The organism is Sinorhizobium sp. NFACC03, assembly GCF_900103435.1.
Lineage (GTDB): Bacteria > Pseudomonadota > Alphaproteobacteria > Rhizobiales > Rhizobiaceae > Ensifer.
The window spans coordinates 112,391-127,067 of the sequence record NZ_FMXF01000010.1 but is presented as its reverse complement, the minus strand read 5'-3'; the positions used below and the strand labels follow the sequence as shown (position 1 = coordinate 127,067).

Genomic DNA, 14,677 nt, shown 5'->3' with positions numbered 1-14,677 from the left:
ATCTCCGGACGAATATCACGATGCTACGCGCCTTCCCGGGCCTCGATCATGGCTTGCAGCGTCTCCAGGCGATCGGCATCGCGTGGCAGCTTGTCCTGTCGCAGGCGGGCAATGCGGGGGAAGCGCATGGCCACGCCCGATTTGTGCCGGGTCGAGCGATTGATGCCTTCGAAGGCGACCTCGACGACGAAACCGAAATCGGGTTCGGCCCTGACGGCACGGACGGGCCCGAAACGGTCGGTCGTGTTGTCCCTGACGAAACGGTCGAGAACCTCCAGTTCGGCGTCGGTGAAGCCGAAATAGGCCTTGCCGACCGGCACCAGCGTTTCCTTCCCGTCGATGACAGTCCAGACGCCGAAGGTGTAATCGGAATAGTAGCTCGAGCGCTTGCCGTGGCCGCGCTGCGCATACATCAGCACTGCGTCGATGTTGAAGGGCGCACGCTTCCACTTGAACCAGGGACCTTTGACACGGCCGGCCGTATAGGGTGAATCGAGCCGTTTCAGCATGATGCCTTCGATGACCGGGTCGGGCGGGTCGGCGCGCAGCCGGTCGAGTTCTTCCCAGGAGGAGAACGGCACCAGCGGCGACAGGTCGAAATGTTGTGGCGCAGCACTTTCCACAAGATCGGCAAGCATCGCCCTTCGTGTGACGAAGCCTTGCGGGCGAACGTCCTCCTCGCCTGAAAAGAGAATGTCATAGGCGCGCATGAAGGCCGGGTAGGCCTCGATGAGCTTGTGGCTGACTGTCTTGCGGTTCAGGCGCTGTTGCAGGTCGGCGAAGCTTCGGGTTGCGCGATTGGTGCGCGCCGTGCCGCCGACGAGCAGTTCGCCGTCGATGACGCCGGTGAAGTCTGCGGCCTCGAGCACATCGGGAAAGGCGCCGGAAATTTCGTCGCCGCTGCGGGAGTAAAGACGTTTGACGCCGCCGATATTGGCAAGCTGTACGCGGATCCCGTCCCACTTCCATTCGGCCGCGAAATCCCTGGGGTCGAGCGCGTCGAGATCGCCCTCAGCGACGGGATTGGCGAGCATGACCGAGTGGAACACCGCCGGCGTCGAAAGCTCGGGCTTATCCGCCTCGCCCAAGAGCCAGCGGAAGAGCGGCAGATAGGGCGGCGACAGACCGTGCCAGAGCGTCTCAATCTCAGCGACGTCCTTGCCGCCCATGTCGGCAAGCGCCTGTTTGGCGAGCTTCGCCGATACACCGATGCGCAGGCCTCCGGTCACCAGTTTGAGGAAAGCGAAGCGCGCCGACGTGTCCAGGTGGTCGAGCATGTCGCGCACGACGCTGCGAACGTCGGCGCGCCCGGTCATCTGCAGGCGCTCGATGGCCGCACCCAGCGGGATGTCCGATTGAACCGTACCAGCCGGCGGTTCCCAGACCAGCGAGACCGTTTCGGCGAGGTCGCCGACATAATCGTAGGAATATTGGAAGAGCACGGCGTCCATGCGTTCGAGCAGCAGGTCCCGGATCATCGCCGGCTTGACCGTGTTCAGCGACAGCGTGCCGGCGATTGCCGCAAGCGCATATCCGCGGCTCGGATCCGGCGCGGTCCGGAAGTAATCGGCAAGCAGGCGGATCTTGGCGTTGCGCTGTGGGCTCAGGACGAGGCGATCGAGCAGCTCGGCAAAGGCGTGCATCCGTCACTCTCCCTCGTCGTCGTAGCCGACGAGATGCAGCGGGCGGGCGGCGATGCCTTGCAGCTCGCACCAGCGCACCAGTGCTTCTTCGCGGCCGTGCGTGACCCAGACTTCGCCGGGAGCAATCTCGGTGATCGTCTGCGTGAGCTCGGCCCAATCGCAATGGTCGGAGATGACGAGTGGCAGTTCGACGCCGCGCTGCTTCGCTCTTTGCCGGATCAGCATCCAGCCGGAGGCGAAGATGGCGATCGGATCGGCGAAGCGCCGCGACCAGCGGTCGGCGAAGGCGGCGGGCGGACCGATCACGATGGTCCCTCTGAAATCCTGCTTTTCGTCGGCGGCAAGTGTTGCCGGGCGGAGTTCGCCGAGATCGATGCCCTGGCTCTGGTAGTAGTCGCACAGCCGCTGCAGGGCGCCGTGAATGAAAATCGGTTGGTGGTAGCCCTCTTCGCGCAGCAGCGCGATGACACGCTGCGCCTTGCCGAGCGCATAGGCGCCGACCACGTGGGTCCGTTCGGGAAACTGGGTAAGCGAGGTGAGCAGCTTGCGCGTCTCGGCCCGGTCGTCCGGGTGGTGGAAGACCGGCAGACCGAAGGTGGCCTCGGTGATGAACACGTCGCAGGCAACCGGTTCGAAACCCGTGCAGGTCGGATCCCGTCGCCGTTTGTAGTCGCCGGAGACGACGATGCGGATACCGTTGGCATGCACTGAGATCTGTGCCGAGCCAAGCACGTGGCCGGCGGGATGGAAGCCCACCTCGACACCGTTCAGCGTCAGCCTTTCCCCGAGTTCGACCGCCTGGCTCGTGCCGCAGAATCCATCTCCGTAACGAATGCGCATGATGTCGAGGGTTTCGCGGGTGGCGAGCACCTGGCCGTGGCCGGCGCGGGCATGGTCGGAATGGCCATGGGTAATGAGCGCCCTTTCGACCGGCTGCACCGGGTCGATGTAGAAATCGCCAATCTGGCAGTAGAGACCCTTGGGGGCGGGATAGAGCAGGGCGTCCGGTTTCATGGACATAAAGATAGCCGGCGAACGCGCGTCCGCCAGCCATCTTGTTCAAGTTTTTCAAGGCGCAACATCGGTCGCGCCTCGATCAGGTTCAGTCGTTCAAGACAAGCGTGTCGCTGATCAGCTTCAGCGTGCGGGCCGCATCGATGTCGATGCAGGCCTTCTGGCTTGGCAGATTGTCCCACGGGCTCGGCGGGAAGAGCCTGTTGTCGGGGCTCTGGATCGTCTGGCCGTCGGCAATGCCGCCGCAGACGACACGGATCGATCCGCTTCTGACGGTGAAGAGATCGGGCGCCACGACATAGGCGCAGGCGCAGCTGTCATGCACGACCATGCCATCGGGAACATGCTGCTCGTAGAAGGTGACGTAGAACTTCGAGATGTCAGCAAGCAGCTTGCCGGCCTCGCCGCCGCGCTCGGCTATGTCGGCGATCATCGCCTTGGTCATCACGGTCTGGGTGGTGACGTCGAGGCCGACGACGGTGACCGGCCACGCGGCCGTCATCACCACGTCAGCGGCTTCCGGGTCGCCGTGGATATTGGCTTCGGCAGCGGGTGTGATGTTGCCGTTGACGTCGAAGGCGCCGCCCATGATGACGACTTCGCGCACAAGTGCGGCAAAATCCGGATCCTCGCGCAGCGCCAGCGCCAGGTTGGTCATGCGGCCGACGGCGATCAGCGTCACTTCGCCCGGATGGGCGCGGACCGTATCGATGATGAAGCGGTGCGCCGGGCGCGGGTCGATCGGCAGGTCGACAGTCTCCGGGACATCGATGTTGCCGAGGCCGTCGTCGCCGTGGATGAAGGTCGGCCAGCCGACATGCGGACGGTCGGGGTCGAAGGTCTTGTCGAGGCCCTTGGCAACCGGTGCATCGATGCCCCATTGCTGCTTCAGGAACAGCGCATTGCGGGTGGTGGTTTCGACCGAGGCATTACCGAAGACAGTGGTGATGCCGATCAGGTTGATAGCCGGATGACGATGCAGGAAAAGCAGCGCCATCGCATCGTCGATGCCCGGGTCCGTATCAAAGATGACTTTGTGCATTGCGTTCTTCTTTTCTTGTTCTTGTGTTTGACGGCCCGCAATGGAGGCAAGATGGCTGTGAAAGTCAATCTCCCTCGCGGGCGCCTGGGCCGAGACTGAGCGCCTTCCTGGCCGGTTTCCGTTGGAACATCGCTGCACCGGCAGACATGGCGGGCTCCCTCGCAGCAGCTTAAACTTTCCGAAAGGGTGGCGCGCCTAATGTTGAGGCGCGCCCTTTCGGGCTTTTCTGCAATTCCTGGATATGACGGCGGAGTCACCCTCGTGAAGGCTATCCTCGGCAAGTTTCGGCCATCGAAGAGGCTGCTCGTCATCCTCGCGGCCGCCTTCGGCGTGTCGGCCGCATCCGGCGGGGCCGCTGTCTATGTCAGCCGGGACGCACTGATGGCGGGGCTTTCCAAGCCGAATACATCGGGTCTCGAATGCACGATGCTGCGGACCCTCAAGCTCAGCCATAACGGCCAGCGCTGGATCCGCATGCACGTCAAGACCGATCGCGCCGATGGCGAGGCACGCATGCGCACGGCCCTGCGTGTGGTCGGCGCGCTGGCGAAGGCCGAGAGCGCCGATCTCTATCAGGTCGTCGTGCTCGACGCGGCCGGCCCGGAGGATCGGGCGCAGGTTCGCGGAGCCGCAATCGGGGCGGAAGTGCTTTTCGCTCCAGGCCCGCAGAGCGTGCCTGGAATGAGCGAAACGTTCCGTGCTTCCTATAATGCCGGTACGGCGAATTCCGTCGGCGTCTTTCATGGCAAGACGGTCGATCTCTCGATGGATGATATCCGCATGATGATGGCAGCGATGGACGACCACTCGTCGTGCATCGATCCGTCCGCGGATCCGTCCGAAGCCAAGACCGCCGAAGCAGGCGGTGCCGAACATGCGGCCGAACCGGAGGAGACGGCCGAGGCGCCGGCCGGTCACTGAGACCACGCTGCGTCCGAGACGTCGGATCATCATCAGAAAATAAAAGGCCCGACGCTGGTGCGGCGGGCCTTCGTGTTCGTGGCAATGCGACCTTGATCAGTCGGCCTTCTGGCGGCGTGCCGGGAAGAGGATGACGTCGCGGATCGACGGCGCATTGGTCAGAAGCATGATCAGGCGGTCGACGCCGATGCCGAGGCCACCGGCCGGCGGCATGCCCTGGTCGATGGCATCGAGGAACTCGTCGTCGAGCTGCTTGGCCTTTTCGCCGCGAGCATGCGCCTGTTCGAGCTGCTCGACCATGCGGGCGCGCTGCTCTTCCGGGTCGTTGAGTTCCGAGAAGGCGTTGCCGAGTTCCCAGGCGTTGCAATAGGTCTCGAAACGCTCGACCAGGCGCGGTTCGCCCGGCACTTCCTTGGCGAAGGGCGAGATGTCCTTCGGGAAATGCGTGACGTGGGCCGGCTGGATCAGCGTTCCTTCAACCTTTTCTTCGAAGATGAAGGCGAGGCACTCGCCCCAGGTCCAGTCCTTCTCGACTTCGAAGCCGGCAGCCTTGGCGGCCGCGCGGGCTTCCTCGTCGGTCTTCATCGCCAGGAAGTCGATGCCTGTCGCTTCCTTGACGGCGTCGGGCATCGGCACGCGGCGGAACGGACCCTTGAAGGAGATTTCCTTGTCGCCGTAGGCAAATTCGGTCGAACCGTGGATCGCCATCGCCAGCTCGGCGAACAGCCGCTCGACGAGGTCCATGATGTCCTCGTAGTCGGCATAGGCCCAGTAGCACTCCATCATGGTGAATTCCGGATTGTGCCGGGTGGAGACGCCTTCGTTGCGGAAGTTGCGGTTGATCTCGAAGACCTTGTCGGTGAGGCCCGAAACCAGCGTGCGCTTCAGGTACAGTTCCGGCGCGATGCGCAGGAACATGTCGAGCTTCAGCGTGTTGTGATGCGTCTTGAACGGCTCGGCGGTAGCGCCGCCGTAGACCGAATGCAGCATCGGCGTTTCGACTTCCATGAAGCCGTCGTTTTCCATGAAGCGGCGGATGCCGGAAACGATGCGGCTGCGGCTCTGAAAGCGCAGCTTCGATTCCTCGTTGGTCATGATGTCGAGGTGACGCTTGCGGTAGCGAATTTCGATGTCGGAGAGGCCGTGCCACTTCTCGGGCATCGGCAGCAGCGACTTCGTCAGCATGGTGATCGCCTGGGCGTTGATCGTCAGCTCGCCGCGCTTGGTACGGCGCACGACGCCGGTGACGCCGATGATGTCGCCGATGTCGATCATCGGCAGCAGGCCGCGGGCCTCTTCGCTCGTCACGTCCTTGTGGCTGAAGATCTGAATCTTGCCGGAGGCGTCATGGATGTCCATGAACATGCCGGAGTTGCGCGAGGAGTAGACGCGGCCGGCAACGGTCACGACATCCTGCGTCTCGGTGTCCGGTTCCAGGCCTTCGTACTTGGCGGTGAGTTCGGCATTGCTCATCGTCCGGTGGAAATGCGCCGGATAGACGTCGCCGATCTGTTCGCGCAGCAGCTTCAGCTTCTGTGCGCGGACTTCCGTTGCGTCGGAGGAGAGGCCAGTGGTCTCGGTCTTGTCGTTCATCGTGCTCTCCTTACTTTCCGCTGCCGACCATGGAGGCGACCACCTGGGAAGCGACCTTCAGGCGCTGGCGTACCACGGCGCGGCCCAGGATTTCCATGCTGTCGAACAGCGGCAACGAGCGCTGCGAGCCGGAAACCGCCACAAAGAGCGGCGCCACGATGACCTTCAGCTTCTTGCCCATGCGTTCGGCGACCGCGCGCAGTTCCGCTTCGATCGACTCCTTGTTCCATTCGAGGATCTTTTCGAGATCCGGCTGAACGGCGTTGAGGACCTCGAGCAGTTCTTCGGGCGTCGACTTGACACCGGCGAAGGCAGCCGGCTGCAGGCCGAGATCGGACTTGAACAGGAAGCTTGCGAGATCCGGCAGTTCGCCGAGCTTCGAGATGCGCGACTGGCTGAGCTTCAGGCCCTGCTTCAGGCGGTCGTTTTCCATCGCCCAGGCAAGCACACGGGCAGCGAACTCGTCTTCCGAGAGCTTCTCGCGGATCCAGCGCGCGTTCAGCCAGTCGAGCTTCTGGATATCGAAGATCGCGCCGGCCTTGGACAGGTTTTCCGGATCGAACTTTGCCGCGAGCTCGTCGATCGTGAGCAACTCCTCGCCTTCGGCGATCTGGATGAAGAACAGGCCGAGGAAGTTCATCAGCGCTTCCGGCAGATAGCCGAGGGCGGTGTAGTAGGAGATCGACGTCGGGTTCTTGCGCTTCGACAGCTTCGACTTGTCGGCATTGCGCATCAGCGACAGGTGCATGAATTTTGGCGGTTCGAGGCCGAGGTACTGGTAGATCAGGATGTGCTTCGGCACGGAAGCCAGCCACTCCTCGCCGCGGGCGACGTGGGTGATCTTCATCAGATGGTCGTCGACGACGTTTGCCATGTGGTAGGTCGGCATGCCGTCGGCCTTCAAGAGCACCTGCATGTCGACGGCATCCCACGGGATTTCGACGTCGCCATAGACGCCGTCGTTAAACTTGCACGAACCCTCGGTCGGGATCTTCATGCGCACGACATGCGGCTCGCCGGCGGCAACGCGCGACGTCACTTCTTCGGCTGTAAGGTTGAGGCAAAGGCCGTCATACTTCGACGGCCTGCCGGCGGCGCGCTGGCTCTCGCGCATCTGTTCGAGCCGCTCGGGCGTGCAGAAGCAGCGGAAGCCGTGACCGTTCTCGACGATCTTCTCGACATAGGGACGGTACATGTCCTTGCGGTCGCTCTGGCGATAGGGGCCATAGGGACCACCGACATCAGGACCTTCAGACCATTCGAGCCCGCACCATTTCAGCGCGTCCAGCACCTTCTGTTCGAACTCCGGCGTCGAGCGGGTCGCATCGGTGTCTTCGATGCGCAGGATGAACTCGCCGCCGTGTTTCTTCGCGAAGAGGTAGTTGAACAGAGCGATATAGGCCGTGCCGACATGCGGCTCGCCGGTGGGGGAGGGTGCGATGCGTACCCGGACTGCTGAATTTGCCATGGTCTTTTTGCCCGTCTGACGTGCTTTTCGCCCCTTGCCGGAAAAGAAATCCGACCGCCGGGGCGCGCATTTTATGGGAAGGAAAGGCCCGCAAGGGTGCCGCAACAGCGGTATCGGCAGGCTATTCCAGTCGGCTCGCGTGAGACCATAGAACACCGATCATGTCAACGGAAAGTGGACCACGTCGGTTTTTGTTGACACTGCCGGCCCTGGACGATAATGAACCGAAAGGTTATTTAACTGAAAGGTTTTTTAGAAAATGCCGGAAGATCGCTTGTCGACGACGCTCTCCGCCCTGGCCGACCCAACGCGAAGGGCGATCCTTGCCCGTCTCGCCCTCGGAGAGGCCTCGGTCGGCGAACTGGCGGAGCCCTTCGCAATGAGCCTGCCGGCAGTGTCCAAGCATCTCAAGGTTCTCGAGCGCGCCGGGCTGATCAGCCGCGGCCGCGAAGCGCAATGGCGCCCGTGCCGGCTCGAGGCCGCGCCGCTGAAGGACGTCAACAGCTGGCTCGACAGTTACCGCCGCTTCTGGGAGCAGAAGTTCGATCGTCTCGACACCTATTTGCAGGAACTCCAGCACATCGATCCGGACGCCGGAAAGAACTGATCGTCATTCCATCTTCCGTGTCCGGCCGTTCTGCTGTAAGCAGGACGCGTCGAAAAAGGCAGGACCGGATATGGTAAGCCCGGTCCCTTCGGTTTTCTAACGAAGCTCTGCTCGAACGTCGCGTTCGAACCCACGACGTGGTTCCGATGCAATCGCATCGGTCCGCAGCGGGGTATGCATATCGACGCAGTCCGCCGCGTTTCTCGAACACGGAGACTGTGAACATGCGACTGAATCATATCGACCTCTATAGCCCCGTCGTTGCCGAAACGGCTTCCTTCCTCATCGACCATTTCGGCCTGACGCTGGTCGAAAAGCGCGGCAAGGACGCCTTCTATCGCTTGACGGATGGTTTCGGCCTCGTGCTCGTCGTCAGCCCGCCGATCACGGCACTTGGCGGCGGCGACCAGGTGAACCTCGGTGCCCAGACCTACCACATCGGCTTCCTGCTGCCGGCGCGGGCCGAGGTCGACGACGCCTACCGGCGGGTGCGTGGATCCGGCGTCCAGGTGATCGCACCGGAGGACCGGCACGGCGCCTACGTCTTCTATGTGGTCATTCCCGGCAACATCCTGGTCGAAGTCGGTCATCGCGCGGACGTCTGAACCGGACCGGAAGGCCAGCGGAACGTTTCCTCGGGAGAGGCGTTGTCCAATCAGAAGGCGTGGAGCCAGCCACCGGCATGGCTCAGCGAAAGAGGAGGAGCGATCCTGCTTTTCGCTGAAGGCTCGCGGTTGACGGCCGGTCGGGTCGGCCCCGCGTCTTCGTGAACTCCCGCAAACAAGAAGGCCCGCATCGGCGATGCGGGCCTTTTCGTGATGAGACCGTCGTGGGCTCAACTCGTCAGTTGAGTTTGCCAGCCTTCCGGAGCCGCGCATTGCGCGCGACCATGTTGAGGATTTCGACAAGGGCCGAGAAAGCCATGGCGGCGTAGATGTAACCCTTCGGCACATGCAGGCCCATGCCTTCGGCAATCAGCGTCGTGCCGATCATCAAGAGGAAGGCGAGCGCCAGCATGACGATCGTCGGGTTCTTCTCGATGAAGTTGGCGAGCGGATTGGCGGCGACGAGCATAACGGTCACGGCGGCAATCACGGCGATGACCATGATCGGCAGGTGCGGCGTCATGCCAACGGCGGTGATGATGCTGTCGACGGAGAAGACAAGGTCGAGCAACAGGATCTGAGCGATCGCAGCGCCGAAGCTGTTGATCGCCGAAGACGCGATGAAGTCCTCGCCATGATCGGCCGGATCGACATTGTGGTGGATTTCCTTGGTCGCCTTCCAGACGAGGAACAGGCCACCGGCAATCAGGATCATGTCCTTCCAGGAGAAGCCTTGGCCGAAGGCCTCGAACACCGGCGTCGTCAGCTTGACGATCCAGGCAACGGTGCCGAGCAGGGCAAGGCGCATGACGAGGGCGAGACCGATGCCGATGCGGCGGGCCCTTTCGCGATGCTCCAGTGGTAGCTTGTTGGTGAGGATCGAGATGAAGATCAGGTTGTCGATGCCGAGAACCACCTCCATGACCACAAGCGTGACGAGGGCGACCCAGGCGGCGGGGTCTTGGGCAAGCAACAGGATATCCTGCATCGGCGATCTTCCTTTGTGGGTGGCGCGTCGTCGCGCAAGAATCGCCGAAAGTATTTAAGAAACATCGCGGAGGTGACAAGCGCCGCCGCTATTTGCGGCGGCGCTTTACCGTTTACGATTTGATCGGAATCCACAATTCCACGACGCCCATGCCCGAATGCGGATCGAAACGATCGTCGTAGCGTTCGATGAGATCAGGCGTTTCGCCGTGCTGAAGTCCGGACTCGGGCAGCCAGGTGCCGAAGACATGGTCCGCGGTCTTGGCGATCGCTGAGATGTGGCCGCGGTGCAGGAAGACGGCATAACGCTGCTTCGGCAGCTTCAGCGTCGAAAAGCCCTCCGGCAGGTCGTCGGTTTCGCTGACTTCTGCGGCTGCCATGTAACGGAAGGTTCCGGCCTCGCCATTGCTATGGGTGCAGACACCATGTCGCCCCTCTGGCTGGGTATGTTGCCGAAATGGCGGTTGAACCGCTGCCAGAGCGAGGGGATGCCCTCGGTGCGGCTGTAGGCATAGGTTTCCGCCAGGCCCGCCAGAAGCAGGGGCGGGCTCTCTTCGAAGCGCGGCGGGTCGATCTTGAGAAGACGGGTATCGTCCATTCTTAAAGGCTCCATCAGTTCGATGTTTCGAACGTGCCTTTGCTTGCGCACCGTCTCGGGCGTCACGCCGAACTGGTCGCGAAAGGCGCGGGTGAAAGCCTCGTGCGAGTTGTAGCCCGCTTCGAGGGCTACCGAAAGAATGCTGAGGGAACCATCGGCCAGGGCGTAAGCGGCATCGCTGAGGCGCCGGCCGCGAATATAGGCGCTGATCGAGCGGCCCGTGACCAGCCCGAAAACGCGCGAGAGATGGAAGCGCGAGAGGCCAGCGGCCCCGGCGATCTCATCCAGCGATATGTCCTTTGCGAAATGGCTCTCGATGAACCAGACCGCCCGTCCGATGGCACTCATCATCACTCCTTTGGCAGCGCCCTGGTGATAGGGTCTTGCCGGAAGGCGCGCTTGATCGCAATTGCTGGATTGTAACGCCGGACGGGTCGGAAGAGTTCGGCGCCAGCCGTCCTATTTCTTCGGTCCGTAGGCGGACATGAAGACGCGGACGGCGGCGGTCACCGTCGCCTCGATCTGTTCCTTCGGCGGTGCGGAGCACATGCCGCCGAACAGGCGGTGCTTGAAGAGCCCGGCCTGCGCCATTTCGATGAACTGGCGGGCGGCCATCTCGGTGTTGTCGATATCCAGAGTACCGGCGGGAACCTGCCGGTCGAGATAGGCCTTGAGCACGGTATAACCGTTTTCCGGCGCCTCGCTGAAAAAGCGCTCGGCCAGATGCGGCATGCGATCGATCACGCCGATCACCATGCGCATGGAGCGGATCGTTTCTTCGGCCGTCATGCTGGTCGTCAGCGTCACGCCGAAGTCGTAGAGCGATTCCTCGACGTCGTCGTGATCGTTGAGCGCGTGCTTGGCGGTCTGGACCACCCGGGTCTTGCCCTTGATGATCAGCGCCTTGAACAGGTCTTCCTTGTTCTCGAAATATACGTAGAGCGTACCCTTGGAGACGCCGGCCTCACGGGTGATGTCGTTCATGCTGGCAGCGTCGAAACCCTGGCTCAAAAAGGCGCGCCGGGCACCTTCGAGGATTTGCTCGCGCTTGGCGGGGTCCTCGCCGGCGGCGTGGCGGCCGCCCATCGAAAAGAGATCTTCGTCCTGGCCGACATTCGGCTGGATCACGTCCTGGGTTCCGGTCTTCACCGTGCTCATGGTGGTCGCTTGTTTCCGTCCTGCTTGCATTAAATTTCAGTCATCGAACCGCGCGGTTCGATTTCCTCTTGATATGCGACCAGAAAGGGCTTATGTCAAGCTCGATCGAACCGAACGGTTCAGTTCGTTCAGCAATCTTTAACCAGGCCGGTGCCCAATGTCCGCATCCAACACATCCAGCGCTGCTCGCGTCCGTCCAGTCGACGAGAATTTTGAAGTGCAGCAGGAAACCGCGCTTGAGGCAAAGGCGCCTGCGGCGGAGCAGGCCGCTGTCCAGGCTCCCGCAGAAGCGGCGCAGCCGCCGAAGAAGGCGCGCAAGCCCATCGTTCCGGTGCTCGGTCTGGCGCTTCTCGCCGCCGGCGCCTGGTTCGGCTACGACTGGTGGACCAATGGTCGCTTCATGGTCTCGACCGATGACGCCTATATCGAAGGCGACATCGCGACGATTTCGCCGAAGGTTTCGGGATACGTCGCCAAGGTCGATGCCGTCGCCAACCAGAAGGTGAAGGCCGGCGATCCTCTCGTTACCCTCGACGATGGCGATTATCGTATCGCAGCCGAGCAGGCCGAGGCAAAGATTGCCACCCAGAAACTTGCACTCAGCCGTTTCGATGCGCAGATTGCCGGTGCCAAGGCGAGCCTGGCCCAGACCGAAGCGCAGAAGAAGGCTCTCGAAGCGACGGTGCGCGGCGCCGAGCTTGCGCAGAAGCGCGCAAGCGACCTCCAGTCCAAGGCCGTTGGCACCGTCGCTTCGCTTGACAACGCCGATGTGGCGCTCGACCAGGCGCGGGCGAACCTCGCCGGCGCCGACGCCAATATCGCCGCTGCCAATGCGAGCATCACGGTTCTCGAAGCCCAGCGCACCGAAGCCGAAAGCGAGATCCGCTCTCTCGAGCTTGTGCGCGACAAGGCCAATCGCGACCTCGGCTTCACCGTCTTGAAGGCGCCCTATGACGGCATCGTCGGCAACGTGGCGGTTCAGGTTGGCGATCTCGTTTCAGCCGGCCAGCGGCTCGCTGCCCTCGTTCCGGTCGACCAGCTCTACATCGACGCCAATTTCAAGGAGACCCAGATCGCGCATCTGGTGCCGGGCTCCAAGGTCAAGGTCCATGTCGATGCCTATGAGGATCACGCGATCGAAGGCACCGTTGCCTCGATTTCGCCAGCCTCCGGTTCGGTCTTCTCGTTGTTGCCGGCGGAAAACGCCACCGGCAACTTCACCAAGGTGATCCAGCGCGTGCCGGTGCGCATCACGCTCCCGGCCGACGTGCTGGCCGAAGGACACCTGCGTGCGGGCCTGAGCGTCGTCGTCGACGTCGACATGCGCACGGCGCCGGATCAGACCAAGGTCGCCGCCACCAAGTAATCAGGCCCAAACGCCGGCGCGCCTCAGGGCGCGCCTTTGCAAGGAGTGGCTGAGATGGCCGCAACGGCAACAGCAGGTTCGGTGGCGGCCGCCGCACCGAAGGTCGAGGAACATATGGATCCGAAGAGGCTGATCGCCTTCTTCGCCATGGTCGTCGGCATGTTCATGGCCATCCTCGACATCCAGATCGTCTCGGCCTCGCTCGCCGAAATCCAGGCGGGCCTGTCGGCCGGCTCGGACGAGATCGGCTGGGTGCAGACCTCCTATCTCATCGCCGAAGTCATCATGATCCCGCTGTCGGGAACGCTGGCGCGTATCGTCTCGACGCGCGTGCTGTTCTCGGTTTCGGCCGCCGGCTTCACCGCGGCGAGCGCGCTTGCGGCGACGGCCACGAACATCGACCAGATGATCGTCTATCGCGCCATCCAGGGCTTCATCGGCGGCGGCATGATCCCGTCGGTGTTTGCGGCAGCCTTCACCATCTTCCCGCCGTCGAAGCGCAACATCGTCTCGCCGATCATCGGCCTGATCGCGACGCTGGCGCCGACGATCGGCCCGACCGTCGGCGGCTATCTCAGCCACGCCTTCTCCTGGCACTGGCTGTTCCTCGTCAACGTCATTCCCGGCATCATCGTCGCCACGCTCACTTGGACCTTCATCGATTTCGACAAGCCGGAGCTCGGCCTCTTCAAGAAGTTCGACTGGTGGGGCCTTGCATCCATGGCGATCTTCCTCGGCGCGCTCGAATACGTGCTCGAAGAGGGCAACACCAACGACTGGTTCAACGACGAGCACATCGTCATGGGCGCAGTCGCTTCGGCAATCGCCGCCATCATATTCTTCTATCGGGCCTTCAAGGTGGAGTTCCCGGTCGTCGACCTCAGGGCCTTTGCCAACCGCAATTTCGCCTTCGGCTCGATGTTCTCCTTCGTCATGGGCATCGGCCTCTATGGCCTCACCTATCTCTATCCGCTCTATCTCGGGCGCATCCGCGGCTACGATTCGCTGATGATCGGCGAGACGATGTTCGTCTCGGGCCTTGCGATGTTCTTCACGGCGCCGGTCGCCGGCATCCTTTCGGGCAAGCTCGATCCGCGCGCACTGATGACGATCGGTTTTACCAGCTTTGCCGCAGGCACCTGGATCATGGGCCATCTGACCGCCGACTGGGACTTCTACGAGCTGTTCATCCCGCAGATTCTGCGCGGCGTCGGGTTGATGCTCTGCATGGTGCCGATCAACAACATCGCGCTCGGCACCATGCCGCCGGCGCGTATGCGCGGCGCGTCCGGCCTCTTCAATCTCACCCGCAACCTCGGCGGCGCAGTCGGGCTCGCGGTCATCAATACGATCCTGACCCAGCGCCAGGACTTCCACTATGCGCGCCTCGCCGAGCATGTGCAGTGGGGCAATCCGGAGGCGATGGAGCGGTTCAACAACATGGCCGCCAACTTCAACGCCCATGGTCTCGACGGCACGACGATCGCCGTCAAGCAGCTTGCCGCCATGGCGCAGAAGCAGGCGGTCATCCTGTCCTTCGGCGATATCTTCGTGCTTTTGACGGTGCTGTTCCTGTCGCTGATCCTCGGTGTGATGATGATCAAGAAGCCGCAGGGCGCCGGCCCCAGCGGCGGCGGTCACTAGGACAAGAGGATGATGGGTCGAGGCGGCCCAT

The 14,677-nt window shown here is 62.6% G+C and carries 12 protein-coding genes and 1 pseudogene; 5 read left to right on the top strand and 8 right to left on the bottom strand.

Translation table 11 applies throughout. The annotated features are described in order from the left end of the window. Window positions 1-23: 23 nt before the first annotated feature. The 3 genes from BLU35_RS15110 to BLU35_RS15100 all read right to left on the bottom strand — a co-directional run bounded on the left by BLU35_RS15110 (window position 24) and on the right by BLU35_RS15100 (window position 3,699). Window positions 24-1,643, bottom strand: coding sequence for a cisplatin damage response ATP-dependent DNA ligase (locus BLU35_RS15110; RefSeq protein ID WP_093233577.1), 1,620 nt, complete (start codon window positions 1,641-1,643; stop codon window positions 24-26). A 3-nt stretch (window positions 1,644-1,646) separates the two neighbouring features. Beyond that, a complete protein-coding gene (locus BLU35_RS15105; RefSeq protein WP_093233613.1) occupies window positions 1,647-2,657 on the bottom strand; it encodes a ligase-associated DNA damage response exonuclease in 1,011 nt (336 codons plus the stop codon). An 88-nt stretch (window positions 2,658-2,745) separates the two neighbouring features. After that, window positions 2,746-3,699 carry a nucleoside hydrolase gene (locus BLU35_RS15100; protein ID WP_057254538.1) on the bottom strand — a complete coding sequence of 318 codons (954 nt, stop codon included), beginning with the start codon at window positions 3,697-3,699 and terminating at the stop codon, window positions 2,746-2,748. A gap of 261 nt (window positions 3,700-3,960) precedes the next feature. On the opposite strand from BLU35_RS15100, the gene BLU35_RS15095 reads away from it, so the two are divergent. Then, window positions 3,961-4,620, top strand: coding sequence for a hypothetical protein (locus tag BLU35_RS15095; RefSeq protein WP_093233612.1), 660 nt, complete (start codon window positions 3,961-3,963; stop codon window positions 4,618-4,620). A 96-nt stretch (window positions 4,621-4,716) separates the two neighbouring features. On the opposite strand, the gene lysS is transcribed toward BLU35_RS15095, so the two are convergent. Further along, window positions 4,717-6,213, bottom strand: a complete 1,497-nt coding sequence (lysS, locus tag BLU35_RS15090) for a lysine--tRNA ligase (protein ID WP_057254539.1) — start codon at window positions 6,211-6,213, stop codon at window positions 4,717-4,719. Between the two features lie 10 nt (window positions 6,214-6,223). After that, window positions 6,224-7,681: a glutamate--tRNA ligase gene (gene gltX, locus BLU35_RS15085; RefSeq protein ID WP_093233576.1), complete on the bottom strand. Its 1,458-nt coding sequence runs from the start codon at window positions 7,679-7,681 to the stop codon at window positions 6,224-6,226. Between the two features lie 259 nt (window positions 7,682-7,940). On the opposite strand from gltX, the gene BLU35_RS15080 reads away from it, so the two are divergent. Both BLU35_RS15080 and BLU35_RS15075 read left to right on the top strand, forming a co-directional pair. Next, window positions 7,941-8,288 carry an ArsR/SmtB family transcription factor gene (locus BLU35_RS15080; RefSeq protein ID WP_057254541.1) on the top strand — a complete coding sequence of 116 codons (348 nt, stop codon included), beginning with the start codon at window positions 7,941-7,943 and terminating at the stop codon, window positions 8,286-8,288. Window positions 8,289-8,512: 224 nt separating this feature from the next. After that, window positions 8,513-8,893: a VOC family protein gene (locus BLU35_RS15075; RefSeq protein WP_093233575.1), complete on the top strand. Its 381-nt coding sequence runs from the start codon at window positions 8,513-8,515 to the stop codon at window positions 8,891-8,893. A 238-nt stretch (window positions 8,894-9,131) separates the two neighbouring features. Here the strand turns inward: BLU35_RS15075 and BLU35_RS15070 are convergent, their stop codons facing one another. The 3 genes and pseudogenes from BLU35_RS15070 to BLU35_RS15060 all read right to left on the bottom strand — a co-directional run bounded on the left by BLU35_RS15070 (window position 9,132) and on the right by BLU35_RS15060 (window position 11,564). Continuing rightward, window positions 9,132-9,881: a TerC family protein gene (locus BLU35_RS15070; protein ID WP_093233574.1), complete on the bottom strand. Its 750-nt coding sequence runs from the start codon at window positions 9,879-9,881 to the stop codon at window positions 9,132-9,134. A 112-nt stretch (window positions 9,882-9,993) separates the two neighbouring features. Beyond that, a pseudogene (locus BLU35_RS15065) lies at window positions 9,994-10,826 on the bottom strand (AraC family transcriptional regulator). A 111-nt stretch (window positions 10,827-10,937) separates the two neighbouring features. Continuing rightward, window positions 10,938-11,564, bottom strand: a complete 627-nt coding sequence (locus BLU35_RS15060; RefSeq protein WP_419178168.1) for a TetR/AcrR family transcriptional regulator — start codon at window positions 11,562-11,564, stop codon at window positions 10,938-10,940. Window positions 11,565-11,793: 229 nt separating this feature from the next. On the opposite strand from BLU35_RS15060, the gene BLU35_RS15055 reads away from it, so the two are divergent. Together BLU35_RS15055 and BLU35_RS15050 are read left to right on the top strand one after the other, a co-directional pair. Then, window positions 11,794-13,002, top strand: coding sequence for an HlyD family secretion protein (locus BLU35_RS15055; protein ID WP_093233573.1), 1,209 nt, complete (start codon window positions 11,794-11,796; stop codon window positions 13,000-13,002). Between the two features lie 54 nt (window positions 13,003-13,056). Further along, the gene (locus BLU35_RS15050; protein ID WP_093233572.1) at window positions 13,057-14,646 is read left to right on the top strand and encodes a DHA2 family efflux MFS transporter permease subunit; all 1,590 of its coding nucleotides are present in this window, start codon (window positions 13,057-13,059) and stop codon (window positions 14,644-14,646) included. Window positions 14,647-14,677: the final 31 nt, after the last annotated feature.